Genomic DNA, 26195 nt, shown 5'->3' with positions numbered 1-26195 from the left:
TTCGGAGAAGAAAAACCTTGATAATTTGAAGAAAAGAGTTGATAATAGAAACTATTCAATTTGTGAGAAAATTTTTACTATAGGAGATGTATGCATTGAAGGTCGTTAAATTTGGTGGCAGTTCTCTTGCTTCTGGCAAGCAGCTGCAAAAGGTATTTGACATTGTCACAGCAGATCCAGCTCGAAAAGCAGTCGTTGTTTCCGCACCAGGAAAACGGCATTCAACGGATACGAAGGTCACCGATCTATTAATTAGCTGCGGTGAACAATATTTACGTTTAGGTGAAGCACACGATTTACAAGAAGCTGTCATCGAGCGATATGCCTCGATTGCGGATGAGCTGGGATTAGGTCAAGACATTATTGACACCATCCGGCAAGATGTAAACACGTTATTACAGGCTGATTCTTCTCATCCTGAGCGGTATCTTGATGCGATTAAAGCAAGCGGTGAAGATAATAATGCAAAGCTGATTGCAGCCTACTTTCAGCATCAAGGCGTCGAAGCGCACTATGTGAATCCAAAAGAAGCCGGTCTATTTGTCAGCGACGAGCCTGGTCAAGCGCAAGTCCTTCCAGAATCGTATGATCATTTGTACAAATTAAGAGAACGCTCTGGCATTATTGTGTTCCCTGGCTTTTTCGGTTTTAGTCTAGCGGGTGATATCGTCACTTTTTCCCGTAGTGGATCAGACATTACCGGTTCCATTTTGGCAAATGGACTGAAGGCAGATGTGTATGAAAACTTTACGGATGTGGATGCAGTCTACGCCGTCAATCCAACGATCGTTCATGAACCAAAAGAAATCACAGAGCTGACGTATCGTGAAATGCGTGAATTGTCCTATGCGGGTTTTTCTGTATTTCATGATGAGGCACTTATTCCAGCCTTTCGGGCAGGCATTCCTGTTCAGATTAAGAACACCAATAATCCAACGGCCAAAGGCACAAAAATTGTAAATCAACGGGATCATACGAATGGCCCTGTTGTGGGAATCGCGTCAGACAATGGATTTTGCAGTATTTATATCTCTAAGTATTTGATGAACCGAGAAGTGGGCTTTGGACGTAAGGTGTTGCAAACGTTAGAGGAATATGGACTTACGTATGAACACGTGCCTTCTGGCATTGATGATATGACCATTATTTTAAGGCAGGATCAGCTGGAGGAGCAACAGATTGAACAAGAGCTTTTAGACCGATTAAAGCTTGTGCTTGATGCAGATGAGGTGGTTTTAGAGCGGAACCTCTCGCTTATTATGGTCGTAGGAGAAGCGATGCGTCATAATGTTGGTACAACAGCAAGAGCGGCAAAAGCGCTGTCAAAAGCCAAAGTGAATATTGAAATGATCAACCAAGGCTCTTCAGAGGTGAGCATGATGTTTGGCGTCAAAGCGGCTCAAGAAAAAGAAGCCGTTCAAGCCTTATATGAGGAATTTTTCTCTATGTCCACGGTGCCTGTCTCCATTTAATCAGCAGACTGTCAGATCTCCGGATCGGCAGTCTTTTTGATCTCACACGATTTGCGCATTAAAGTATATCTATTTCTCGTTTGATTTTGTATGATAGAGACAAATCAACTATTGTTCCGGCCATTGATCGGAGCTACAAGGAGTCCTAATCCATGCCTCGTCAACAACTATTAAAACAGTTTCGCAATTTTCATGATGCTTCTACAAGTATTTTAAACATGATGAGTCAATTCATTCATATGAATACACTGTTTATTGCTAAAAATGATCAAAACACCAATCAGATTGTGAAGGTGCTAAATCATGACGAGCAGCTTCTTGAAGAAGGGGAAGAAAATCCTTACGAGAAGACATTTTGCAAGCTGGCGGTCGATCATCGCGATACGCTGTTGATCCCTGATATCCGCTTGGACGAGCGTTCAAAAAACTTAGACGTCACGAAACAGCTGCAAGGCGGCTCATTTATTGGGGTTCCCATCAATTTTACTGATGGTACGAACTATGGAACAATTTGTGGACTTGATCTAAGGCCGCAGCAATTTACAGAAGAGCATGTTCATATGTTTGAAACGATGGCATCTTTGTTGAGTTACGTCTTAGAACTCGACCAGGCCAACCGGCAGATTCAGCAATTATCTGTACCGATCGTACCTGTTGTTGACGGTGTCGCCGTGCTCCCTCTTCTTGGTGATATCGAAGAGACACGTGCGCAGCATATTTTAGAAACCATTTTACAGGAAAGCTACAGGCTGTCGCTCTCTCATTTGGTCATTGATGTTTCAGGGACAAAACGACTCAATGAACAAAGCATTCAATACTTGGTCAGCTATGCGCAAACGTTAAGACTGTTAGGCATTTCAGCTGTTTTAACAGGAATAAAGCAAGACCTTGCGCTGAGTGCGATTCAATCGAATATTTCATTTAAAGACATCACCATTCGTAAGGATTTACCGCAGGCACTTGCTCATATCGGCTTAACGTTCTCCAAAACAGAATAAGTGATGATACACCAAAAAGGACTAAACCGAGTTTAGCCCTTTTTCTTCTTTTCAGCGTGATAGAAAACCTTTGCAGTCTAGGAAAGACGAGTACCGGCGCGGAGCGAATTTCACATTCGTGAGCACCGGCACGCAGGACTGACACCGAATGCGAGGGTTTGTCTACACGCTGAGGCTAAACCGAGTTTAGCCCTTTTCCTGTGGTAGCGGTAAACGAATGATAAATGTTGTTCCCTTATGTTTTTCGCTTTTTAAATCGATATGTCCTTCGTGCAAGTCCACAAGCTGCTTGACAATCGACAGGCCAAGTCCGTATTCTCCATATGGTGTATTCGTTCTCGAAATATCCGCTTTATAAAAACGTTCCCAAATGTGTTTGACTTCTTCGGGTGCAATGCCGATTCCCGTGTCTTCTACTTCAATGATCGTTTCCCCATTCTCTTCTTTCCCTCTCAAAGAAATACGGCCGCCTTCTGTAAATTGAATGGCGTTCTTTGTGATGTTGACGAGGATTTGAATGAGCCGGTCATAATCTGCGTATACCTTTTGTTCAGGGTGAACCTCTACCATGAGCTGATTGTTTTTCTCTTCAGCCATTCGGCTCAGCTGCTCCTTAATCACTTCAAACGTATCAATGAGTGGATAGTGAAATTTTTGAAGGGTGATTTGATTCGACCTGATTTTCTCATAATCCATATTTTCATTGACGAGACGCAGCATTCGTTTTGTCTCATCAGTGATGAGCGCATAGCATTTCTCTTTCTCTTCTGCCGGCACATCCGCAGTATTCAGCCATTCGACCAATCCTCGAATGGTCGTCAGCGGTGTTTTCAATTCGTGAGACACATCCGCAATGAATTGGCGTCTCCGTTTTTCAAGCCGGTCAATTTCCTCTCTTGACCGTTGAAGACGATTGGCCATCATATTAAAATCCTCACCTAGTGTGCCAATTTCATCAAGGTGTTTGTTTTCAAGATGAATGTTGTAGTCACCATGCGCAATTTTCTCAGTTGCCTCTCTCAGTTTTTTGATACGATTCACATGGAACTTCGACAGAAACAGGCTGAGAATAAAGGTAATCGTCAATGCCACAAACACGATGATATATAAATACCGGTTCATTTGAGCAATCAGCTCTTCTGCTCCTTGAATAGGAGCTATGAGCACCACCCCGCCCTTCAGCTTTCCGTCTTCCATGACAGGAAGTGCCACAAGTGATGCTTCTTGATCAAGCCGGCGCGAATCACTTCGCTTGACAATGATTTCTTCTCCTTTTGCAAGCTTGGCCCACAAATCTTTTGTGAGTAACGCTTCATGCGGTGGCATCTCTTGCTGCTGAGACAGCACAGTCCCTTTTTCATCAAAGACGAAAAAACGGATTTGTCTTGTCGAAAGAATGTCTTCAAATGGACGCAAACGGAAGTTCATCTCGGCTTTCGACAGTTGTTTAAAATTCTCCAAAATTTCATTCCCATACGAACTCATTTCGTCTACCCTATTTTGATAGGCAATATCTTTTACAAAATGAGACATGAGGGTGCTGATAATAATGATGGCGATGAGCAATAACCCAAGGTGACTAATCAGCAACTGGTAAAAATATTTAATCTTCATCGAACTTATACCCTACGCCCCATACCGTATACAGAAAGGGCTTAGGTCCGTCTCCGATTTTTTGGCGCAATCGTTTAATATGAACATCAACTGTTCGTTCATCACCATAAAATTGGTATCCCCAAATTTGCTCAAGCAATTGTTCTCGTGAAAATACTTGCCGAGGATGCTGTATAAAAAAGCACAGCAGATCGTATTCCTTTGGCGTTAAATTTTCGATCCGTTTCCCCTCTAGAAACACTTCTCTCGTTTTTTTATCTAACTGAAAATGTTCGGTCTCTAGCCGTTCATCCTCTTTCGCTCCTTCTTGAGTAGATGTTGTTTGAGCAAAACGTCGTTTCACTGCTTTGATTCTTGCCATTAAGGTGAGCGGACTAAAGGGTTTTGTCACATAATCATCTGCCCCAAGATCGAAGCCCAGCACCTGATCAGATTCCGTTTCCTTTGCTGTCAGCATAATAATCGGAACATCACTAATCTGGCGTACTTTTTGACAAATGGTCAGACCATCCATTGAAGGAAGCATGACATCTAAGATGAGCAGATCCCAATCCTCCTCTTGCTTAAATCGATTCAATCCTTCTAATCCATCATGGACAAATTCCGCTTGAAATCCTTCTCGTTGAAAAAACATATCCGTCATTGTACAAACACTCTGGTTATCTTCAATCATTAATATTTTCATCATCAGCCTCCGCTGTTGCCTTTGTTTTTCTTTATGTAGCTTTATTTTACATGTTCCTTCTCAAATCTCAATTGGATTGATACGATTTCATGAACTTATCATGCTTTGGTCATCTTTTATTCATACTTTTTGATGGAGTTGACATTTTGGAGAATCACATTGTTCTTTTTTAATATCGTAGAATGGAAAAATGAAGGAATTATAGAGGATAGTCTAAGATGAGGACAGTGTCATTTACGTTCTTTCAGAGGGAGAAGTCTCCCATGTAGTAAAAGAATGAAATGACACGCTTCCTGATCGTTATAAATGGTCTATATAAAAAACCGTTTGGAACTGGACATGCATATCGAGGGCGGTGTGCCCTAACGAAGCTAATTGTGATTTTCTATAAGGCACCCCATTTCGATGCGAATTTCCTTTTTCTTTATATCTTCATTTGAATAAGAGTTGACATTTAATCCAATCAGTTGAAAGCCATTTTTCAAATAAAACTGGATAGCTGGAAAATTGGATGATTGGGTTTCTAATACAATCATTCTAACTCTCAATTCACGAGCGCGTTTTTTTGCCATTTTAATGAAAGTGCTGCCAATACCTTTTCTTTTAAATTGTTTATCCACATATAAATCATGAATGAGTAATGTATTATTCCATTTCATGTGTTGAATGACTATAATTCCAGTTTCTTCACCATTCATCTCTGACACGTAAACCTCTGAACCCTCTTTATATGGATCGAAAATCTCCTCTTTTAGATTTTTTTTAACTGGAGCTTCAAATACTTCTTCTGTAAGGGAGATGTTCCAACCATTGTGACTGGTTTCCATATGAATTTCATAGTATTTTTCAGATGTATATTGATAATATACTTGTTTTCCTTTAGGATAATTTTTTTGATAGATACGACGAATCGTTAACATTTCATACTCCCTTCATTTAAATGATTTAAATCTTTAAACGTACTACTAAATTCGTCGATTTGCGATTTGATACCTTTAAAAATACACCTAAAAGATAAAACTCGTTTTGCCTCTGTCATAGAATAGGGTCGTTTTTAAATGTGATTGTTGTAGATCAATTGTTCACCTGACGAAGAGAATATCTTCTTTGACGTCATAGAGTGTATTCACTCTTATAAGAATAAGGACATTTAAAAAGCTCATCTCCAAAGATGAGCTTTTTTCATATCACACGAGCAATTTCAGATAAGCAGCGTCATTCCCCTCTTCAACCGCCTGTAAAAGCTGCTTTGCCTGTGATGTGCTGGTGACGCTGCTTAACTTTTGTATGATGTCTTCTGTCGATAACGCACAGCCTGGTGCTCCCCGAGGGATATCGACTCGTTTGCTGATGGTGGTTCCGTCAGATAAGGTGAGCTTTACAATCGTAAATCGTCCTTTTGGCACTGCGTCTGGATGGGGTTCTATCATTTGATCATATACTCTATTTACCCGCTTCATCCATGTCCGCAGCTCTGGTGAAATGGCTTTTTTCGTAAAAGCATCCAGTGATAAAGGTTGTCCAAACACCGCTAGTGCGATGACATACTCGACACTAAATCGTCCCTCTTCTCCCGTCAAAGGTGTCCGCTCCGTGAGTGCGGCATCTCCGCCAGGCGGAAACATGACGTCGACCTGTTCGATCTTCCCCTGTAAGGAAGAGTGTTCTTGTACCAATGACTCGATCGCATCAGCTGCATGATGCGCCGCTGAACAGAACGGATACACTTTAAACCATAGACCTGGCGACACGATACGCCACGCAGTGCCATAGTCTTCTAGCAAACGTCTTTCCGCTAGTTTCTGATCCCCATAGAGAGAAAAGAAGCCCAGCTCTCCATCCAGAAGCGATTCACTCCCGCCAAAACCTGAACAAGCTAAATCCATGGACCATACGGCTGTTTTAGCGGCGAGGCCAGCTTGTAATGGTTTCATATCAGTCCCAAACTGCTTTCGCATTCCAGCTGATTGCGCACCTGCAAAGCCGATCGCTTTCGCCAGCTCTTTCTGTGAAACTTGTTTCAAATAACCAATCGCACAGACTGCTGCAATGGCTCCGAGAGTTCCGGTATTATGCCAGCCCCGCTCATAATGCGACTTGCCGATGGATTCACCTAGCCTTGCCATCACTTCGACGCCAGTAATGTAGGCTGCTAGAAATCGATCACCGTACGCCTCCCCGTTGGTCAGCTGGGAAAGCAAGGCCGGGATGATGACCGCACTTGGGTGTCCTCTCACATCAGAATGCACATCATCATAATCAAGGGCGTGAATCAGGTAGCCATTTAGCATGGCTGCGGATTGACGGCTGACCTTCTTCCCTTGTCCAATGACGGGAATTTGAGCAGCACCGCCTTCTTGTTCCACCAACGCCATGAGCTTCTGAATCCCTTCATCCTCTTTTGCAGCAAGCGCTGCTGCCGCAGCGTCTAACAGACCGTTTCGAGCCATTTGAACGGCCTGTTGATCTTGCAGCGGATCAGCAGAGAGCACTGCCTCTGCGAGCTGTTTCGTTAGTTCCATGATCTTGACTCCAATGCCCGAACCGCAAGCTCGGCAAAGAAGGCAGCGGCAACAGGGAGTGCGTCTTCATTTAACGTAAAGGCAGGGTGATGCCATTCCTCGGTACCGCTCGTCCCCATCCAGACGAAAAAGCCTGGAATGTGCTCTTGGTAAAGGGCAAAGTCTTCTCCGCCTGGTGACTGCTCTGCCTCTACTACTGCGAGATCAAGCGCTCCTGCCGTTTCTTCCACAACCTTTGTCAAACGCTCGTCATTCATCACAGAAGGCAAATACGGATGCCATTTCACTTCTGCCTTTGCGCCAAATCCTTCTGCGATACCGCTCACGATCTGTTTCATGAGTTCTGGAATCATCGCTCTCACTTCAGGCTCAAACGTCCGAACGGTCCCTTCCATCTCGACGCGATCAGGTATCACATTCCATGATGTGCCGCCTTGAATACGTGTGATGCTGACAACCGCATGATGCAAAGAACTAATGCGGCGGCTGACAATTTGCTGTAGGGCGCTTGTGATCTGACCGCTGATGGCAATCGGATCAATTGTGTGATTTGGAATTCCAGCATGACCACCCGTTCCTTGAATGTCGATTTCAAACCGATCGACACTCGCCATTAACGCTTTTTCTCTTATCCCGATGGTGCCAACTGGCAGGTTAGGTTTATTGTGCATACCAAATATCGCATCCACTCCATTTAAGACGCCCGCCTCTATGACGTGTTTCGCTCCTTGCGCCACTTCCTCAGCCGGCTGGAACAAAATGCGTACTGTTCCCTTGAGCTCATGTTTCCGTTCGTTTAATAGGACGGCCGCACCAAAAATCGAAGCGGTATGGAAATCATGGCCGCATGCGTGCATTTTCCCTTGTATCTTTGAAGAAAATGGTTCGCCAGATGCTTCTTCAATCGGAAGTGCGTCAATATCGGCTCTCAGAGCAATCGTTGGTCCCTCTTGTTCTCCTTTGATTTCACAAACGACTCCTGTTTGAAGATCTGGAAAATCGAGCACTGTGATCCCTTCCACTTGTAACCAGCCTCGTAGTTTTTTTGTCGTTTCATACTCTTCAAATGCTAGCTCTGGATGCTCATGAAGCGCTCGGCGTATGTTAATTAAACGTTTGTTTAAAGATTCATTTCCTAATGATTTCACTGATACTCACCCCTCTAAAGAGTAAAAAGCAGCTTATGCTTCTTCAGCCGCTGCTTCTTTTTGGATAAATCGTTTTGTTCGTTCATTCTGCGTTTCGTCAAATAGTTCGGTTGGCGTTCCCTGCTCAATGATATGACCATCTGCCATAAAAATCACATGATCTGCTACTTCTCTTGCAAACGCCATTTCATGTGTCACGATGATCATCGTTGTTTCTTGAATGGCAATGGATTTAATGACTTGAAGCACACCTGAGACAAGTTCTGGATCGAGTGCTGACGTTGGTTCATCTAGCAGAATCGCATGTGGATCAACCGCTAAGGCTCGGGCAATCCCGATTCGCTGCTGCTGGCCGCCGGATAGTGTGACCGGGTAGCTGTCAGCTTTTTGTTCTAGCCCTACTTGTTTCAATAGCTTCATACCGATTTCATTTGCCTGCTGTTTTGTCATTTTTTTCGTCACAAGCAGTGACTCTGTAATGTTTTGCAGGGCTGTTTTGTTTTTGAATAAATTATAGTTTTGAAACACCATGGCCGTTTGCTGACGCAGGTGATGGGCTTCTTTACGTGTATATTTAGACGCATTCAGCTTCGCATCGCCAATTTCAATCGTACCTTCATCTGGCGTTTCTAATAGATTTAGACAGCGCAGCAATGTTGATTTACCGGAGCCAGAAGGTCCGATAATGGCCACAACCTGCCCTTTTTGCACGTCAAGATTAATTCCGTCTAAGACGACAAGGTCGCCGAATGATTTTTTCAAATTGGTGAGCTTGATCATGTCCACACCTCCTTAATTCCGGTAAGGTTTGCTGATTTTTCGTTCAAATAGGTCTTGTAGGAAACTATAAATGATGGTGAGCACCCAATACACAATGCCAACCGCTAAATACGTTTCAAAGTACTTATAGTTGGCCGATGCAATCATTTTCCCTTGCGCAAACATTTCTGCCACCCCAATGGTAAAGGCAAGCGATGTTTCTTTTAAAAGTCCAATAAAGGTATTCCCCGTCGCTGGAATGGCATTTCTGACGGCCTGTGGGAAAATAATTCTGACGTAAGACTGCCATCTTGTCATGCCGACAGATAAACAGGCCTCAAGCTGCCCTTCATCCACTGAATTAAGAGCCGCTCTAAAAATTTCTGCTAAGTACGCTGAGTTTTTAATACTTAAACCGATAATGACCGCTGTTAAGGCATCCATTGAGGTCATCGCAGGGAATAGCTGCGGAAGACCAAAATAAATGAGAAAGAGCTGAACCAAAGTTGGAACCGCTCTGAAAAAAGAAATATACAGCTTGGCAAATTGGTATAAGACAGGTATCCGGTTTTTCGTTATAAGCGCGAATACCACACCAATGATAATGGCAAATACCATGGAGACAATCGCCATGAAGATCGTTATCGGCAAGTATTGAATCAAGGTTGGAAAAACCGTCACCATATACTGCCAATCAATGTGATTCATGTCTGCTTTTCACCGCCGCTGTTGTTATTTTTTAATTGGAACTGTGACATCGTCTTTGAAATATTTCTCAGACAATTTCTTCAGTGTTCCGTCTTCTCTTAATTCTTTGATCGCTTTATTGAATTCTTCTCTTAGCTTGTCGTGCTTTTCATCTTTGGCAAATGGGTAGCCGACTTCTTCATATACGATTGGGTTGCCGACGATTTTGAGTGGAAGTCCTGTTTTTTCAATTTGAGCTAACAAGACACTGCGTCCGTTGACGTAAGCATCTACACGGCCATTTGCGACTTCATTTAAGACACCGTCTTGTGTTTCATATGTTTTGATGTTGATTTTCTTGTCTGGGTCTTTGCTCTCTAGGTTTTTGGCATGGTTTGAGCCAAGAACAGCCGCCACCGTTTTTCCTTTTAAGTCGTCAAGTCCTTTAATGTCCTTGTTGTCCTTCTTGACAATGATTTGTGTTCCTGCGTATGCATACGTATCTGTAAAGTTGAACGTTTGTTTACGCTCATCTGTAATCGCAACTTGGTTTGATACGGTATCCAGCTTACCAGATGTCAGCTGGCCCATCAGTCCGCTGAATTCACTCAGCTGCCAGTCTAGTTTGTAGCCTAGCTTTTTCGCAATGGCTTCTGTGACTTCGACATCAAATCCTACTAGTTTGCCGTTTTCTTTATAAGCAAATGGATAGCTTTGGCCTGTAGCACCCACTTTAAGCACTTTCTCATCTTTGCCTTCACTCTGATTACCCCCGCCGCATGCCGCTAACACCGCAAGCATTGCCGCAAATAAAACAACTAGCCACTTTTTGTTTTTCATGTTCGTACACCCTTCTTTCCTCTTATGGTTGTGTAATATCTGATCGTAATTGTTTTTTAAAATAAATGGTGATATGGCCTTTGCCTAGATCCTTTTCACCTGCTCTGACATAGCCTTTACGCTCATACATGTCCATGAGCCACGGATGCTTATCAGCTGTCCCAAGAGAGACAAACGGTACCTTTAGTGTGTCCCTTAGCACTTCCGTTTCAACCCACTCAAGCAAGGCTGAGCCTGTGCCTTTTTTTGCCGCTGGTTCTGAAGCAAACCACCAAATATGCGGAACGCCGAATGGTCCTGGCTGTTCTCCCCAAGGCATACGGAGTGATAAGGTGGAGAGAAGCTCTCCGTTTTCTTCCATTACATAGCAAAGGTTCTTTTGTACATTTTTCTGAACGAGGGCGATATCTGCATGTGCTGCTTGGAACTGGATGCCGAGCTCACGAATCGGTTCATAGGCTCTTGTTGTCAGTTCAAGCAGCGCTTCTATATCATCCTCAGTTGCCAGACGAAACGTATATCCCAACGTTAGTCACCTCACCTTTATGTCGTGTAGCGATTTTTTGGCTGTTTTAATCCGAGATTTTCTCGTAAAGTTTGTCCTGTGTATTCTGTTTTGAACAGGCCTCTTTCCTGAAGGATCGGAACGACGCAGTCTACGAAGGCATCAAGTCCTTCTGGCAATAATGGCGGCATCACGTTAAAACCGTCGGCTGCTTCCTCAACGAGCCATGTCTCCATCACATCTGCTAGCTGCTCTGGTGTTCCAATGAAGATATGGTGCCCACGGGACCCTGCAACAGATTGGTAGAGCTGGCGAATGGTCAGGTTGTCCTTTCTCGCCATATTCATCACAAGGTCAAAGCGGCTTTTCACAGCATTTGACGCGCTTGGATCAATCTCTGGAAGCGGTCCGTCTAGTGGATACTGCGAAAGATCAATACCCCCTAAGTAGTTTTGTAAAATGCTAAGGCCGATCTCTGGAACAATCAGCTCTTGTAATTCTTGATACTTCGCTTTTGCTTCTTCGACAGTATCGGCAATGATTGGGAAGATGCCCGGCATGATGCTGACATCCTCTCTAGCTCGTCCAGCAGCCTCTACTTTTCCCTTCAAGCTTTGGTAAAATTCCTTCGCTTTGTCGAGATCGTTTTGTGCCGTAAAAATAAGCTCAGCCGTTTTAGCCGCAAGCTTTTGACCATCTTCAGAAGACCCTGCTTGAATGATCACTGGCTGTCCTTGAGGGGTGCGTGATACATTAAGCGGACCCCGAACGGAGAAGAATTCACCTTTGTGCTGCAGCTCATGAAGCTTACTAGGCTCAAAGAATTCTCCCGTTTCTTGGTTTCTTACAAGTGCGTCCTCTTCCCAAGAATCCCACAGACCTTTGACGACATCGACGAATTCTTCAGCTCGTTCGTATCGTTTGTGGTGTGCTAAATGCTCTTCTCCGCTAAAATTTTTCGCTGTTTCTTCAATAGAAGATGTGACCACATTCCATGCTGCTCGTCCGCCTGATAAATGATCAAGTGAGGCAAACTGTCTCGCAATATGGAATGGCTCACTGTATGTAGTTGATGCTGTTGCTGCTAAACCAATTGTTGAGGTAGACTCTGCAATCGAAGAAAGCAGGGTGAGCGGTTCAAATCTCGTTAATACATTTGGATGAGATGTATGATTAATTGATAAGCTGTCGGCTAAAAAGAGCAAATCCAGCTTCCCTTCCTCGGCCTTTTTCGCTAATTGTTTAAAGTAATCAAGATTCATGGCTGCGTCTGGTACTGCTTTCGGATGTCTCCAAGAGGCGACATGATGTCCAGTTCCCGCGATGAATACGCCTAGCTTGAGCTTCCGTTTCGACTGTGACACTTGTTCTTCATCCTTTCTATATCTTCCTTGTATCAAGTTATTATTTTACAAGATACATTTTTCTGATTGAATTAATCGGTTTTATCCATAAAAAAAGGGCAAATGTTGTGAAAAATGAAAAATAATTATTACTATATGCCCTTTTTACATGATTGTCAACCGCCTTCTGAACCTCCAAAAAAAGGGATTTACAGGCGGTTACGGTGGATCAATTTCAATATTTCCGATGAGCCGGTCCGTGGAGTGCGTCATCAATTGACTGCGCTCTAGTACGTTATGGGCAATCACCGAATGAGTGGAAGATATGGTGCGGACGGCAATCGCTTTTTGAGGAGAGAGATTAATGATGTTATTCCGCAGCACACGTGCTGAGACAACCTCATCAAGAAAAACGGCTGTCGGCTGTCCGATTGAACGATTTAAATAAAAGCGGTTATCACCAATTTGGGGTGAGCCATTTTTAATATACATCACCACATATAAGGACGTTTCTTCAAAGGAATTGTCTTTAATCTCTAAAGGAGCGGTCGTATTGCTGTAGACGGCATAGTTTTGATAGTGCTTAAAACGATTCTGCCATATGAAAGCCTTTGCATTTCCTGTCACGCTGATTGTATACGAAGATGCGAGCTGTGAATGTCCTTCTTGAATAAAGTGATTGCCGTTGATCCCCGCTTCTCCCTCCTGCACCCATATCCCTCGGCTGAATTCCTTGAATTGATTATGCTGAATTAAGATATTCGTTCCTCTGACCATCGCCGCATCGATGACAGAGTAGACGGTATTGTTTGAAAAGACAATGCTGTCTGATTGATAAATACGCAGCGATGTACTTCTAAGCCGTGTGTTTGTCCCTGACTCAATATGGTTTCCTTCTATTAAAATACGATTGGCCATATAGACAGACACAGCCGCATCTTCAAAAAGACTGATTTTATTACCTGTGATGTGCACGCTGTCTCCCCTCACATCAATACCCTTTTCAAACCCTTCAATCATATTGCCAATAATGATCACATTGTTTTCCGATTGATCAAGCGGCACACCTAAGCTCGTAATCCCTGCTTTTGTCACGCCCCCTCTCACTGCACGAATCAAATTATTCGCAATGATCATTTCAGTGGCGAAGCCATAGGAGATACTGCTGTCCGTTTGATTGCCTTCAATGATCACACCATAGCCGTTGAAATTATAGATAGAGCTGGCTGCGCCGCCTCTGACTATGTTGTTTCGAATTTGAATATTCAGCGGTTCCTCCAAGTTGGTCGCATTTTCTCCGTATCCTTCAATATCAATGCCCATTTTTGGCTCGACCCCGTTTACCCCTGCCCTTTCAAGCAAACAGTCTTCCACAATGACACCATCACAGCCTGTAATAGAAATATTGTTTCGCCTTGAGTCAGTGATGGTGCAGCCAGAAATATGAATTGACGAAGCAGGCGAGTACGATTCGATATGGGTCAATAAACCGTGCGGACTGACAATGATACCGTCTCCCGTACAATTGTTGATTTGAACACGATCGATATTCACATGGGAAGCACCTTCAATACACACCCCGAAGCCCCATTCATGTGTTTTTCTTTCTGGCGGGAGTGCCTTGTACACATGCTCATCACGGTCGCCTTCAATCCGCCCGCCCCGAATGGTCACATGCTCTACCTCTCCTATATAAAAGGCTGCATATCCCCACGAATCATTTGGTTTCACTTTGATAACGGCATCTGATGCCATCTCAATACAAATATGACTTGGCACTCGAATGCCGGCATGACGAAAAGGAAAAAATTGATCCCCCCTGTACACCGCATCTATTAGATACGTTCCACTCGGCAGCCAGACGTGGGAGTAGCCCTGTGCTTTTGTCCATTCCAGGCATTCGTTCAGTTTCGCTGTACAGTCCGTTTTCCCGTCAGCAATCACGCCAAAGTCTAATACATTGACAATGGGTTTCTTCAGATCAGATTCATTTACATCCCCCAATGAAAACCCCTCCTTTTTACACATGTCCTCTTGTCATCCTATGCATGTGGGAAAGGTTTGCTTGTACGATATTTCAAATTTTATATAAATTCTTCTGGAATAACTTTCCGATGATTTTCACTTGAGCGAATTTTTCATCTTTTTGAGTCTTTACGCCTATTGAACTAACATTTTCCTGTTTTAGAATAGTTTTATATTGACACAAGAACTATACAAGAATATCATTTTTCTCATATCTCTTTTTTTAAGAAAGGATCTATGCCATGTCTACAATTGACCACGATAAAATTGTTAAAAGTGTTCCTCAAAAAGGGTTTTTTGGACATCCTAAAGGACTTTACACACTGTTTTTCACTGAATTTTGGGAGCGTTTTTCTTATTATGGCATGCGTGCACTGCTTATTTATTATATGTACACAGAGGTGACAAAAGGCGGTCTCGGTTTCGACCAAACAACCGCTAATTCGATCATGTCTGTCTACGGTGCCCTTGTCTATATGTCAGGCATTATTGGCGGATGGCTCGCCGACCGGGTATTTGGTTCGTCCAGTACAGTCTTTTATGGCGGGGTATTCATTATGCTTGGTCATGTCATTTTGGCACTACCTAGCGGAGCAACAGCGCTCTTTATTAGTATGGGGCTGATTATTATTGGGACAGGCCTCCTAAAGCCGAACGTGTCAAACATAGTCGGTGACCTGTATACAAAAACAGACCCTCGCAGGGATTCTGGATTCAGTATTTTCTATATGGGGATCAACATGGGTGGTTTTATCGCCCCATTAATTGTCGGAACACTCGGTCAAAAAGTGAATTTCCACCTTGGTTTCTCACTCGCTGCCGTTGGTATGCTTGTTGGACTGATTACGTTTGTCATCACGAAAAAGCCGAATCTTGGACTTGCCGGCACTTATGTCACAAATCCACTATCAGCTGCTGAACGCAAGAACTTCAAAATTTTCGGTACATTGATCGTGATTGTACTTGCTGTTTTTGCTGTCATCGGCATTCAAACAGGAGCGCTCACGATTAATCTATTCACTTGGTTTGTCAGTGTCCTTGGTGTGCTGATTCCAATTGTTTATTTTATTGTGATGTATTTTAGTAAAAAAACGAGTGCAGTGGAGCAGTCGAGGGTCCTCGCTTATATTCCATTGTTCCTAGCTGCGGTGATGTTCTGGGCCATTCAAGAACAAGGCTCAAATATTTTAGCCACATATGCAGATCAGCGAACAAACTTGAATTTCCTTGGCATGACATTAGCCTCTTCTTGGTTCCAATCATTGAACCCGATCTTTATTGTGCTCCTGTCACCAGTATTTGCTTGGTTATGGGTCAGACTCGGTAAGAAACAGCCGTCTACCCCGATTAAATTTTCACTTGGTCTTCTGTTCGCAGGATTATCCTTTATCATCATGATCATTCCTGCTTACATGTCTGGACCACATACACTTGTAAGCCCACTATGGCTCGTTTTAAGCTTCTTCCTTGTCGTCATCGGAGAGCTTTGCTTATCACCAGTTGGGCTGTCAGCGACAACAAAACTGGCACCTGCTGCCTTCTCAGCGCAAACGATGAGCCTTTGGTTCCTTTCCAATGCAATGGCACAGGCCATCAATGCGCAAGTGGTCAAGCTGTTTGATAAAGTGCCAGAAACCGTCTATTTCGGGATCATCGGCATGCTCGCTATCGTTTTATGTGGCGTTATGCTTCTGCTTACACCGGTGATTAAGAAAGCGATGAAAGGCGTGCATTAAATTGAAAAAGAAGCCTCCCAAATGGGAAGGCTTCTTTTTTTGAATTAAAACCGAATCTCATCATCTCCGTGGATTTGCAACTGGAGCGGTTCACTTTTCACCTGATGCTTTTTCACATAGCGGTGATAGACAACATATCCAATGATCATGAGCGGTACGCCGACATACAGCCCAATCCGCTGCTCGGCATCAAAGGCAAGACTGATTAGCACAATCGAGTTCAGCGTGATCGCAATGATCGGCAGTACCGGATAAAGAGGGGTTTTAAATTTTAGGTTTTCCAGCTTTCCGCCTGCTTTCAAATATCTTCTGCGGAAAAGCAGCTGTGATAATGTAATCGTAATCCAGCCGGTTTGGGCACTCATGCCCGCAATTGACACGATCCAAGCAAAAACGGTTTTCTCTGCAAAGAATCCTGATAATAACGAAATACCTGTAAACAGGAAAGTGAGCAGTAAGGCATTCATCGGGATGCCCCGCTGATTGACTCGTCTAAACGCCTTCCCTGCCATTCCTTCCTTCGACAAAGAGTACAGCATTCTCGTAGAGGCATATAGGCCAGAGTTCGCCACAGATAATAAAGCAATGATAATGACAAAGTTCATGATATCTGCCGCATAAGGAATGCCCGTTCTCTCAAACACAGTGACAAATGGGCTTTGCAGCACACTCGCTTCTTTCCAAGGCACCATACCCGCTAAGACAAAAATAGATAAAACGAAAAAGACAAGGGTGCGCCATACGGTCTGATGGATCGAACGGGGAACGGTTTTCTCAGGATTTTCACTTTCTCCTGCCGCAATCCCGATCAGCTCCGTCCCTTGAAACGAAAAATTCACCGTGATCATCGTGACGACAACGGCCAGCAAGCCATTCGGAAACAGACCGTCACTCACAAAATGACTAAAGTAAGGAGCTGGTTCCCCGCTCGTCGTTTGAATAAAACCAAACATCGCCGCTCCGCCTACGCCAATAAATAGTAAGATGGCAACAATCTTAATGGTTGAAAAGAAAAACTCCGACTCCCCGAACGCTTTCGCTGACCTGGCATTTAATAAGAACAAACACAGCCCAAATATGAGACACCAAATCCACACATCCACTTGTGGAAGCCAGCGTCTCATCAGCTGCCCTGCTGATAAAAATTCCAGCGCCACGGTGGCTGCCCAGCCAAGCCAATAAATCCAGCCAACAGCAAATCCTGCTGCAGGACTCACAAATTTCGTCGCATACGTATGAAAAGACCCCGACACAGGAAGCGCGACTGATAGCTCTCCAAGACACAGCATGGTTAAATACATAATCAATCCGCCCACTATATAGGAAAGAACAGCTCCAACTGGCCCTGCTTGTCCAATCGTATAGCCTGTTCCAAGGAAAAAGCCTGTCCCAATGACACCGCCAAGAGAAATCATAAATAAATGGCGGGAGGTCATCGCCCTTTTCAATTGTTCGGGCTGATTTTGTCCAACATCCACAATGATGCCCTCCTTCTTCTAAGATGTTCTGTTATCAAAACATGTCTCCATGTGATTATTCCATTTTCAAAACAACCTACTAATTATACATCTTTTATAATAAATATGCTTCCTTCTATCGTCACTGTTACAAAGTCTTTATTTTAGTAATGTTCGCACAACTAAGAGCAAATAGACATTGTAGAGAATGGAGGTTTGAAAGAATTGGGTTCAGGGCATAAAGTTGGTGAGATTCGCTCAAGCTAGTTTCAAATGCTTTACTTTTAGGTTGCTTCTCTGTAAGATCATATGTTGTAAATACCAACAAGAAAAGTGGGGAATAAAATGAAAAAAATGTTCTTTGCCATTATTTTAGGCGCTTGTGTTGCATTGATCACAGCATGTGGATCAGCTGCAAACGACAGCGCAAATAAACAATCTGGGTCTAAGGAATCAGGTGACCTTTGGAAGTCCATTCAGGATAAAGGCGTATTAACCATCGGTACAGAAGGTACATATGCTCCTTTCACCTTCCATGACAAAAAGACAGATAAATTAACTGGCTATGATGTCGAGGTCATCACAGAAGTCGCAAAACGTCTTGACTTAAAACCAGAATTCAAAGAAACACAATGGGACAGCATGTTTGCTGGTCTGAATTCTAAACGTTTTGATGTGGTAGCGAACCAAGTTGGTAAAACTGGACGTGAAAATCAATATGATTTCTCTGATAAATACACAACATCTCAAGCCATTGTTGTGACAAAATCAGATAACAATGACATCAAGAAACTTTCTGATGTGAAAGGCAAAAAAGCAGCACAATCATTAACAAGTAACTATAACAAATTAGCTACAGATGCTGGCGCTAAAATTGAAGGGGTTGAAGGTCTTGCACAATCCATTCAATTGATTCAGCAAGGGCGTGCTGATTTGACATTCAATGATAAATTGGCTGTCTTGAATTACTTGAAAACAAGCGGTAACAAAAACCTAAAAGTTGCATTTGAAACAGGAGATCCACAAGAAACGTATTTTGCCTTCAGAAAAGGCAGCGGCGAAGTCGTTGACAAAGTGAATGGCGCACTAAAAGAAATGAAGAAAGATGGTACACTCGCTAAGATTTCTAAGAAATGGTTTGGTGAAGATGTTACAAAATAATATCCTCGGAGTCGTCATTCCGTGGGATCTTCTTCAGCAATCTTTTTGGCCAATGGTGATGCAGGGAATTTATTATACAATTCCCCTCGCCATCATTGCCTTTATCATTGGTCTTTTTATCGCGCTTGTGACAGCTCTTGCTAGAATGTCTAAAATCAAAGCGCTCAGATGGATTTTTTCTATCTATGTGTCGGCTGTTCGCGGAACGCCGCTTTTTGTGCAATTGTTTATTATCTTCTATTTCTTTCCGACATTTAATATCACACTTGATCCATATCCAAGTGCTATCATCGCTTTTTCTTTAAACGTAGGTGCGTATGCTTCGGAAATTATTCGTGCATCCGTCCTATCTGTTCCAAAAGGACAATGGGAAGCGGGGTATTCGATTGGGATGACCCATCGCAAAACGCTCGTCCGCGTGATTTTACCGCAGGCAGTGCGTGTATCGATTCCGCCGCTGTCTAATTCATTCATTAGTTTGGTGAAAGATACATCGCTTGCCTCCCAAATCCTCGTGGCAGAGATGTTCCGTAAATCACAAGAAATTGCTGCGGCGAACTTGGATCAAATTTTATTTATTTATATGGAAGCAGCCCTGATTTATTGGGTATTCTGCTTCATTCTATCGCTCGTTCAACACCAAATTGAAAAACGACTTGATCGATATGTCGCAAGGTAAGGAGGGAACGACATGCTAACAGTCAAAGGCTTAAACAAATCCTTTGGTGAAAATGAGATTTTAAAGTCGATTGATTTTACGATCAACAAAGGGCAGGTTGTGGCGATTCTTGGTCCATCAGGTTCAGGAAAAACAACGATGCTTCGCTGTTTAAATGCACTTGAAATTCCAAATGCCGGCTCCTTTACCTTCGATGATTTCTCGATTGATTTTTCTAAAAAAAATAAACAAGCTGATTTGCTCAAGCTTCGCCGGAAGTCAGGCATGGTGTTTCAAGATTATCATCTGTTCCCACATCGCACTGTTCTTGAGAATGTGATGGAAGGTCCAGTCCAAGTCCAGCGCCGTCCGAAAGAAGCGGTGCGAAAAGAAGCGATTCAGCTCCTGCAAAAGGTAGGACTTGAGGATAAAAAAGATTTGTATCCCTTCCAGCTGTCAGGCGGTCAAAAGCAGCGTGTCGGCATTGCCCGTGCACTTGCCATTCAGCCAGAGCTTATGCTTTTTGATGAACCAACCTCTGCGCTTGATCCTGAGCTTGTCGGAGAAGTCTTAAAGGTCATGAAGGATCTAGCGAAAGAAGGCTGGACGATGGCGGTTGTCACACATGAAATCAAGTTTGCCCAAGAAGTGGCGGACGAAGTGATTTTTATTGATGGCGGAGTCATCGTCGAACAAGGTCCTCCTGAAGAAATCTTCAAACGACCAAAGGAAGAACGAACAAAACAATTCTTAAACCGGATTTTAAATCCAGTATGATCAAAAAGGCTGTTCTCACTTGATGAGAACAGCCTTTTTTTATATCTCTTTTTGCAGGCGAAGCGCCAATAAGTCTTGAAGGAGCAATCTCGCTCCCTCTGGACTGACAACTACACCGCCTGACAGCGCCTTATTGGAACAGGTGACTTGCCCTGTAACGATACAAGGTTTATCCCGCCAATAAGGCTTTATCACAATGTGACTTTCTTCTTGATAAATTTCAATAAAATCTTGTGGGTGAATTTTCAACCGCTTTCTTATATCTGTCGGCAGGACAATTCTCCCAACGTTATCTATATACTTTACATCTTCTTTATTTAACAAATTGACCCCCCCTGCATCTCTAGATATGATATAGACGATTCCCTGTTTATCAAGGGATTAAGCGCTCTAATCGGTTAATGAAAGAATGAGCTGCAGGCTGATCCAGTGGCTAAACACGCTTCCCATATATAATATATCTGTTTGGCGCAGGACCAATGAAAGAAAAAGGATAACATGTGGTGAGGACAAGTTCTTCCTTTTCCTGTTGTAGTGTAATAATACTTTGATCATCTTTTTTCACAATCTTTGTTTTCTCAATTTCATAGGTAAACCGACCGTATGAAAGCTCTATGACAAGTTGATCCCCTTTCACAAGTTCTCCTGTTCGTCTAAACACAGTATCACGATGCCCAGATAAAACGATTTGTCCCTGTTCGTTAGGAAAATAGCTCTCGTGATAATGACCAACTCCCTTTGCCAAATCCTCCGCCGCTGTTCCTTCTACAATTGGTAACTCAGCTTTTAACTTTGGAATGTGCAAGAGCCCAATGGTTTCACCAGCCTCCGGCACAAAAGAGGAATCCATTTTCCCCTTTTGCTGGATGGCTGCTTGCGCAGACTGGAATGATTGATCTACTTGTCTTTGTCCATCAACGATTTTCATATATCCTACAATCACAAGACAAATACCTGCTGTAATCAATAGAGCTGAGATGATTTTTTGAAACATGGACGATTATCCGTTTCTTTTTCTTCTTTTCCATACAATAAGGGATGCACCTATTAGTACAAGTGCAAATCCTGCTAGTAAAAGATTGTACATCTCTGTTGCAGTGTTCGGAAGATGATGACCAGGTGTATCCGGTTCTGAATGAGAAGGCTGCTCTGGATTTGCTGGCACCTCTGGCACATGCGGCGGTACTACCGTTGTTGAGTTTTCAGGTTTGTCTGGTTCGTCAACATTATCACCCTTCACAACTGCGATATTTTGAATGGTCTTACCTTCAGATCCTTTCGCGACCTTCGCTTCAAAAGTCACCGTATGCCAGTCCGTGTCATTGATATCACCAAATTCTCCGGTCACTGTGCCTTTTGTGTAGTCTCCGTTGTCGTCATCTTTTGCATCTGTGACGGCTTGGTCATCTACTTTTAATGATCCTTCGACGTATTCAAGACCTTCTGGCAGTTGATCTGCGATGACTAGATCTTTGATGATACTGTCTTCTACACTATTTTTTGTTTTGATGGTGTAAAGAAGGGTGTCGCCTACTTGAACTTGTTTTTCATCTTTATTGCCTTTTGCTTTTTGAGAGATCTCAGATGTTTTTTCTGATTCAAGCTTTGGATCTCTTGGATCAATGTTTGTTTCCGTTGTCGGCTCATCTGGTGGTGTGTTTTCGCCTGTTACTTTCGCTGTGTTTTGAATGCTTTTACCTGATTGGCCTTTAGCAACCTTCGCTTCAAAAGTAACCGTATGCCAGTCTGTGTCTTTGATATCGCCAAATTGACCGGTCACTTTGCCTTTTGTGTAGTCTCCGTTGTCGTCATCTTTTGCATCTGTGACAGCTTGTCCATCTACTTTTAATGACCCTTCGACATATTCAAGACCTTTTGGCAGTTGATCTGCAATGACTAGATCTTTGATGATACTGTCTTCTACACTATTTTTTGTTTTGATGGTGTAAAGGAGAGTGTCGCCTACTTGTACTTCTTTTTCATTTGTATTGCCTTCTGCTTTTTGAGCAATCTCAGATGTTTTTTCTGATTCAAGCTTTGGATCTCTTGGATCAATGTTTGTTTCGGTTGTCGGCTCATCTGGCGGCGTGTTTTCGCCTGTTACTTTTGCTGTGTTTTGAATGGTTTTATCCGCTTGGCCTTTAGCAACCTTCGCTTCGAAAGTAACAGTATGCCAGTCTGTGTCTTTGATATCACCAAATTGACCGGTGACTGTGCCTTCTGTGTAGTCTCCGTTGTCGTCATCTTTTGCATCTGTGACGGCTTGGTCATCTACTTTTAATGATCCTTCGACATATTCAAGACCTTCTGGCAGTTGATCTGCGATGACTAAATCTTTGATGATACTGTCTTCTACACTATTTTTTGTTTTGATGGTGTAAAGAAGGGTGTCGCCTACCTGAACTTGTTTTTCATTTGTATTGCCTTCTGCTTTTTGAGAGATCTCAGATGTTTTTTCTGATTCAAGCTTTGGATCTCTTGGATCAATGTTTGTTTCGGTTGTCGGCTCATCTGGCGGCGTGTTTTCGCCTGTTACTTTTGCTGTATTTTGAATGGTTTTACCTGCTTGTCCTTTGGCTACTTTCGCCTCAAACGTCACAGTATGCCAGTCCGTGTCTTTGATATCGCCAAATTGTCCGGTGACTGCGCCTTTTGTGTAATCTCCGTTATCGTCATCTTTTGCATCTGTGACGGCTTGGTCATCTACTTTTAATGACCCTTCGACGTATTCAAGACCTTTTGGTAGTTGATCTGAAATCACGAGATTTTCGACGATGCTGTCCTCTTCAAGATTCTTTGTTTTGATCGTATAAAGAAGGGTATCTCCTACCTGTGGTGTTTTTTCATCTGTGTTCCCTTCTGCTTTTTTCTGAATGCTCGCTGTCTTTTCTGATGCTAGTTTTGGTTCACGAGGATAAATTTCTGTTTTCGTTGTTGGATCATCTGGTGGTGTGTTTTCACCTGTTACTTCGGCAGTGTTTTGAATGTCTTGACCAGCCTGTCCCTTTTCAACTGTGACTTCAAACGTCACGGTATGCCAGTCTGTGTCCTTCACATTACCAAAATAACCTGTGACCTTTCCATCTGTGTAGTCTCCGCTATCGTCGTCTTTCACATCTGTGACAGATTCTCCATCAATTTCAAGAGACCCAGCGACATACGTCAGCCCTTTTGGTAATTGATCTGAGATCACTAGATTTTCCACAAGGCTGTCTTCTATCGTGTTCTTTGTTTTAATTGTATAAAGCAGGGTATCTCCCACTTCTGGATGCTTCTCATCTTTGTTACCTTCTGCTTTTTTCTGTAAAACAGCTGTTTTTTCTGAATCGAGCTTAGGATCACGAGGATAGATTTCTGTTTTTGTTGTCGGATCGTCTGGAGGTGTGTTGTCACCTGTGACACTGGCTGTATTTTGAATATCTTTACCAGATTGTCCTTTTTCAACCGTGACCTCAAAGGTCACTGTATGCCAGTCTGTATCTTTAATGTCACCGAATTGTCCTGAGACGGTTCTGTTTGTGACATCACCATTATCTTGATCTTTCTCATCTGTGACCGCTTGTCCGTCTACCTCAAGGGAATTCGGCACATACGCTAATCCTTCCGGCAGTTCGTCTGAGATCACTAAATTTTCAACGAGACTGTCTTCTATCGTATTCTTTGTTTTAATCGTATAAAGAAGGGTATCACCGACCTCTGGATGCTTCTCATCTGTATTGCCATCTGCTTTTTTCTGCAAGACGGCTGATTTTTCAGAAGTCAGCTTCGGGTCACGAGGATAGATTTCTATATTCGTTGTCGGCTTGTCTGGCGGTGTATTGCCGGTTGTGACATTGGCTGTATTTTGAATGTCTTTGCCTGCCTGACCTTTTTCAACTGTGACTTCAAACGTCACGGTATGCCATTTCACATCTTTCACTTCACCGAACGTTCCAGTGACAGTTCCGTCTGTCATATCACCGTTGTCGTCATCTTTTACATCTGTGACTGGATTTCCATCTACCTGAAGTGAATTTGGTACATATGATAACCCTTGAGGTAACTTATCAGAAATCACAAGATCTTCAATCACGCTATCTTCAACAGCGTTACGGGCTTGAATGGTATACAGCAATGTGTCGCCTACTTCTGGATGCTTCTCATCTGTATTACCATCTGCTTTTTTCTGTAAGACCGCTGATTTTTCTGATTCAAGCTTTGGATCACGAGGATAAATTTCTATATTTGTTGTTGGTTTGTCTGGTGGTGTATTATCCCCTTCGACATTCGCTGTATTTTGAATATCCTTGCCAGCTTGACCTTTTGCTACTTTCGCTTCAAATGTCACGGTGTGCCAATCAGTGTCTTTCACATCACCTATTTGACCTGTCACAGTGCCGTTTGTATAATCACCTTTGTCTTGATCTTTGGCATCAGTTACGCTTGTACCGTCTACCTTAAGAGATCCAGAAACATAGGTTAAACTACTCGGAAGATTATCTGATATGGTCAGATTCTTAAGAACGCCGTATTGCACCGTATTTTTTGCTCTAATTGTATAAAGCAAAGTGTCGCCTACTTCTGGATTCTTTTCATCTGTGTTGCCTTCTGCTTTTTTCTGTAAAGCAACCGATTTTTCTGATTCAAGGTTAGGGGGATATGGATCGAATTCAGGCTTCACCCTTGAAGCTAAGTCGTAAGATAATGAATCACCTACAGTGCCCATATATGTTGTACTTAATGTTTTCGCATCAAGTGTAAAAAGAGTAGAATGACCAATAGAGTCATCTTTTCCTGATTGTAATAGCATTTGTCCATTTGGCAAAAAGCTAATTCCTCGTACTCCTCCCTCAATCGGTTTACCATCTGCATTTGTGATTGGAATCACTCGAATGACTTCAGCTGTTTCAGGATTCATTTGCGCAATGGACCCACTGGTATTAGATGCGAACCAAAGATAGCCATCCTTATCGACGACAAGGTCTCCGCCAATGTCTCCGCCAATGCCAGGACCAACGTCATAACCGACAATTTTCTTGGCCGTTTTTTGACCAGTTGCTAAGTCGTACGTTGCAAGGTAGGGTTCTCCATCAACCGCATACGAATGAATATATTTACCGTTATAAACAACGGCATTAGGCGCTCTTCCGCCTAAAACACCTACACGCTCTGCTTGTCCAGTGGTCGCATTTATTTTATAAAGAACTGGCTCTCCACTTGCTGTCGTAGTTGCATACACAGTGTTTTCTTGATCATTCACAGCAACACCGTTCACTACAGTCGAATTAATTCCCTTCACCTGTACACTAGCCTTTACGTTTGTTGGATTTTGCCCATCAAGCTGATAAAGAACTAACTTCCCATTTCCAATCATGTAGGAATCTGCGTTATTGACGACCACCGTCCCAGCGGCTTTCGTAACAGGTGGCGAAACTGTTAATAAATTTCCAGCAATCAGCACCAATATTAGAAATAATTGACTCGTTCTTTTTAATATGTTCATTTTTTGACATCCCCTTTTCCATGCTTCAGATCATAATGGTATGTACCAGTTCACCTCCCACACTTTGGTAAATAATATCAGTAAGATTCCAACAGCCTCAACAGGACCAAATGACTATTTTCGACAAAAATAGTCATTTGGACATATACAACTTTCGACATTTGATCCATCTATGTTTTTTCCAATAAAACAAGTTTTTTTATCGTGTATCAAATATTTTATCTATCAATAAAAACAGGCCTAACGACGCAATTTACATACAATCTATTCTATTTTATTTGAAATATTCTTTAATTGGATAAAGGTTGGATTTTTGTCAATTTATA

21 protein-coding genes are annotated in these 26195 nt (G+C 42.8%); 6 read left to right on the top strand and 15 right to left on the bottom strand.

The features are described 5' to 3' along the window. Window positions 1-95: 95 nt before the first annotated feature. Both MHH31_RS02160 and MHH31_RS02155 read left to right on the top strand, forming a co-directional pair. Entirely contained in the window at window positions 96-1472 is a 1377-nt protein-coding gene (locus tag MHH31_RS02160) for an aspartate kinase (RefSeq protein ID WP_017358521.1), read from the top strand. Between the two features lie 152 nt (window positions 1473-1624). Continuing rightward, on the top strand, window positions 1625-2470 hold the full coding sequence (locus tag MHH31_RS02155) for a GAF domain-containing protein (RefSeq protein ID WP_342495218.1): 846 nt from the start codon (window positions 1625-1627) through the stop codon (window positions 2468-2470). Between the two features lie 186 nt (window positions 2471-2656). Here the strand turns inward: MHH31_RS02155 and MHH31_RS02150 are convergent, their stop codons facing one another. The 11 genes from MHH31_RS02150 to MHH31_RS02100 form a co-directional block, all read right to left on the bottom strand. After that, window positions 2657-4084: a HAMP domain-containing sensor histidine kinase gene (locus MHH31_RS02150; RefSeq protein WP_076822664.1), complete on the bottom strand. Its 1428-nt coding sequence runs from the start codon at window positions 4082-4084 to the stop codon at window positions 2657-2659. Next, on the bottom strand, window positions 4074-4769 hold the full coding sequence (locus MHH31_RS02145) for a response regulator transcription factor (protein ID WP_024720193.1): 696 nt from the start codon (window positions 4767-4769) through the stop codon (window positions 4074-4076). The genes MHH31_RS02150 and MHH31_RS02145 overlap by 11 nt, the downstream gene beginning before the upstream one ends. Window positions 4770-5140: 371 nt before the next feature. Then, window positions 5141-5689, bottom strand: coding sequence for a GNAT family N-acetyltransferase (locus MHH31_RS02140; RefSeq protein ID WP_096881002.1), 549 nt, complete (start codon window positions 5687-5689; stop codon window positions 5141-5143). A 267-nt stretch (window positions 5690-5956) separates the two neighbouring features. Further along, window positions 5957-7291 (bottom strand): MmgE/PrpD family protein, encoded by a 1335-nt coding sequence (locus tag MHH31_RS02135; protein ID WP_342495217.1) that lies wholly within the window; start codon window positions 7289-7291, stop codon window positions 5957-5959. Further along, a complete protein-coding gene (locus MHH31_RS02130; RefSeq protein WP_342495216.1) occupies window positions 7282-8439 on the bottom strand; it encodes an amidohydrolase in 1158 nt (385 codons plus the stop codon). Before MHH31_RS02130 ends, MHH31_RS02135 begins: the two co-directional genes overlap by 10 nt. 33 nt (window positions 8440-8472) lie before the next feature. Then, on the bottom strand, window positions 8473-9219 hold the full coding sequence (locus MHH31_RS02125; protein ID WP_024720189.1) for an amino acid ABC transporter ATP-binding protein: 747 nt from the start codon (window positions 9217-9219) through the stop codon (window positions 8473-8475). Between the two features lie 12 nt (window positions 9220-9231). Next, entirely contained in the window at window positions 9232-9906 is a 675-nt protein-coding gene (locus tag MHH31_RS02120) for an amino acid ABC transporter permease (RefSeq protein ID WP_007498163.1), read from the bottom strand. Between the two features lie 24 nt (window positions 9907-9930). Next, window positions 9931-10725, bottom strand: a complete 795-nt coding sequence (locus MHH31_RS02115; RefSeq protein ID WP_008347268.1) for an amino acid ABC transporter substrate-binding protein — start codon at window positions 10723-10725, stop codon at window positions 9931-9933. Window positions 10726-10747: 22 nt separating this feature from the next. Beyond that, window positions 10748-11251: a GNAT family N-acetyltransferase gene (locus MHH31_RS02110; RefSeq protein WP_025206740.1), complete on the bottom strand. Its 504-nt coding sequence runs from the start codon at window positions 11249-11251 to the stop codon at window positions 10748-10750. A 17-nt stretch (window positions 11252-11268) separates the two neighbouring features. Further along, entirely contained in the window at window positions 11269-12594 is a 1326-nt protein-coding gene (locus MHH31_RS02105) for an LLM class flavin-dependent oxidoreductase (RefSeq protein WP_342495215.1), read from the bottom strand. Between the two features lie 198 nt (window positions 12595-12792). Further along, the gene (locus tag MHH31_RS02100) at window positions 12793-14577 is read right to left on the bottom strand and encodes a right-handed parallel beta-helix repeat-containing protein (protein WP_178896822.1); all 1785 of its coding nucleotides are present in this window, start codon (window positions 14575-14577) and stop codon (window positions 12793-12795) included. A gap of 263 nt (window positions 14578-14840) precedes the next feature. Here MHH31_RS02100 and MHH31_RS02095 point away from each other — a divergent pair, with 263 nt between their 5' ends. Next, the gene (locus MHH31_RS02095; protein WP_008347279.1) at window positions 14841-16334 is read left to right on the top strand and encodes a peptide MFS transporter; all 1494 of its coding nucleotides are present in this window, start codon (window positions 14841-14843) and stop codon (window positions 16332-16334) included. Between the two features lie 44 nt (window positions 16335-16378). Here MHH31_RS02095 and MHH31_RS02090 read toward each other — a convergent pair whose 3' ends face one another. Continuing rightward, window positions 16379-17770, bottom strand: coding sequence for an amino acid permease (locus MHH31_RS02090; protein WP_046527513.1), 1392 nt, complete (start codon window positions 17768-17770; stop codon window positions 16379-16381). A 366-nt stretch (window positions 17771-18136) separates the two neighbouring features. Here MHH31_RS02090 and tcyA point away from each other — a divergent pair, with 366 nt between their 5' ends. Genes tcyA through MHH31_RS02075 form a run of 3 tightly spaced genes read left to right on the top strand, consistent with a single transcriptional unit; the run spans window position 18137 to window position 20387 of the window. Next, a complete protein-coding gene (gene tcyA, locus MHH31_RS02085) occupies window positions 18137-18952 on the top strand; it encodes a cystine ABC transporter substrate-binding lipoprotein TcyA (RefSeq protein ID WP_007498178.1) in 816 nt (271 codons plus the stop codon). Further along, on the top strand, window positions 18939-19631 hold the full coding sequence (locus MHH31_RS02080) for an amino acid ABC transporter permease (RefSeq protein WP_008347286.1): 693 nt from the start codon (window positions 18939-18941) through the stop codon (window positions 19629-19631). The genes tcyA and MHH31_RS02080 overlap by 14 nt, the downstream gene beginning before the upstream one ends. Window positions 19632-19643: 12 nt before the next feature. Further along, entirely contained in the window at window positions 19644-20387 is a 744-nt protein-coding gene (locus MHH31_RS02075) for an amino acid ABC transporter ATP-binding protein (RefSeq protein ID WP_007498183.1), read from the top strand. 39 nt (window positions 20388-20426) lie between these two features. Here MHH31_RS02075 and MHH31_RS02070 read toward each other — a convergent pair whose 3' ends face one another. From MHH31_RS02070 to MHH31_RS02060, 3 genes are all read right to left on the bottom strand, one after another. After that, window positions 20427-20711 (bottom strand): AbrB/MazE/SpoVT family DNA-binding domain-containing protein, encoded by a 285-nt coding sequence (locus MHH31_RS02070; RefSeq protein ID WP_039166253.1) that lies wholly within the window; start codon window positions 20709-20711, stop codon window positions 20427-20429. A 109-nt stretch (window positions 20712-20820) separates the two neighbouring features. Beyond that, entirely contained in the window at window positions 20821-21381 is a 561-nt protein-coding gene (locus MHH31_RS02065) for a class D sortase (protein ID WP_341014896.1), read from the bottom strand. A gap of 6 nt (window positions 21382-21387) precedes the next feature. Further along, window positions 21388-25869, bottom strand: a complete 4482-nt coding sequence (locus MHH31_RS02060) for an isopeptide-forming domain-containing fimbrial protein (RefSeq protein ID WP_342495214.1) — start codon at window positions 25867-25869, stop codon at window positions 21388-21390. Window positions 25870-26195 lie beyond the last annotated feature (326 nt).

This window comes from Bacillus sp. FSL K6-1033, assembly GCF_038630765.1.
GTDB classification, from domain to species: Bacteria; Bacillota; Bacilli; order Bacillales; family Bacillaceae; genus Bacillus; species Bacillus altitudinis.
This window is presented reverse-complemented; position numbering and strand designations above follow the sequence as displayed.

Bases quoted from the DNA above. Each gene is read 5' to 3' on its own strand.
- MHH31_RS02155 (WP_342495218.1), top strand. From the start codon at position 1,625: ATGCCTCGTCAACAACTATTAAAACAGTTTCGCAATTTTCATGATGCT.
- MHH31_RS02150 (WP_076822664.1), bottom strand. From the start codon at position 4,084: ATGAAGATTAAATATTTTTACCAGTTGCTGATTAGTCACCTTGGGTTA.
- MHH31_RS02145 (WP_024720193.1), bottom strand. From the start codon at position 4,769: ATGAAAATATTAATGATTGAAGATAACCAGAGTGTTTGTACAATGACG.
- MHH31_RS02140 (WP_096881002.1), bottom strand. From the start codon at position 5,689: ATGTTAACGATTCGTCGTATCTATCAAAAAAATTATCCTAAAGGAAAA.
- MHH31_RS02135 (WP_342495217.1), bottom strand. From the start codon at position 7,291: ATGGAACTAACGAAACAGCTCGCAGAGGCAGTGCTCTCTGCTGATCCG.
- MHH31_RS02125 (WP_024720189.1), bottom strand. From the start codon at position 9,219: ATGATCAAGCTCACCAATTTGAAAAAATCATTCGGCGACCTTGTCGTC.
- MHH31_RS02120 (WP_007498163.1), bottom strand. From the start codon at position 9,906: ATGAATCACATTGATTGGCAGTATATGGTGACGGTTTTTCCAACCTTG.
- MHH31_RS02115 (WP_008347268.1), bottom strand. From the start codon at position 10,725: ATGAAAAACAAAAAGTGGCTAGTTGTTTTATTTGCGGCAATGCTTGCG.
- MHH31_RS02095 (WP_008347279.1), top strand. From the start codon at position 14,841: ATGTCTACAATTGACCACGATAAAATTGTTAAAAGTGTTCCTCAAAAA.
- MHH31_RS02090 (WP_046527513.1), bottom strand. From the start codon at position 17,770: ATGACCTCCCGCCATTTATTTATGATTTCTCTTGGCGGTGTCATTGGG.
- tcyA (WP_007498178.1), top strand. From the start codon at position 18,137: ATGAAAAAAATGTTCTTTGCCATTATTTTAGGCGCTTGTGTTGCATTG.
- MHH31_RS02080 (WP_008347286.1), top strand. From the start codon at position 18,939: ATGTTACAAAATAATATCCTCGGAGTCGTCATTCCGTGGGATCTTCTT.
- MHH31_RS02075 (WP_007498183.1), top strand. From the start codon at position 19,644: ATGCTAACAGTCAAAGGCTTAAACAAATCCTTTGGTGAAAATGAGATT.
- MHH31_RS02065 (WP_341014896.1), bottom strand. From the start codon at position 21,381: ATGTTTCAAAAAATCATCTCAGCTCTATTGATTACAGCAGGTATTTGT.
- MHH31_RS02060 (WP_342495214.1), bottom strand. From the start codon at position 25,869: ATGAACATATTAAAAAGAACGAGTCAATTATTTCTAATATTGGTGCTG.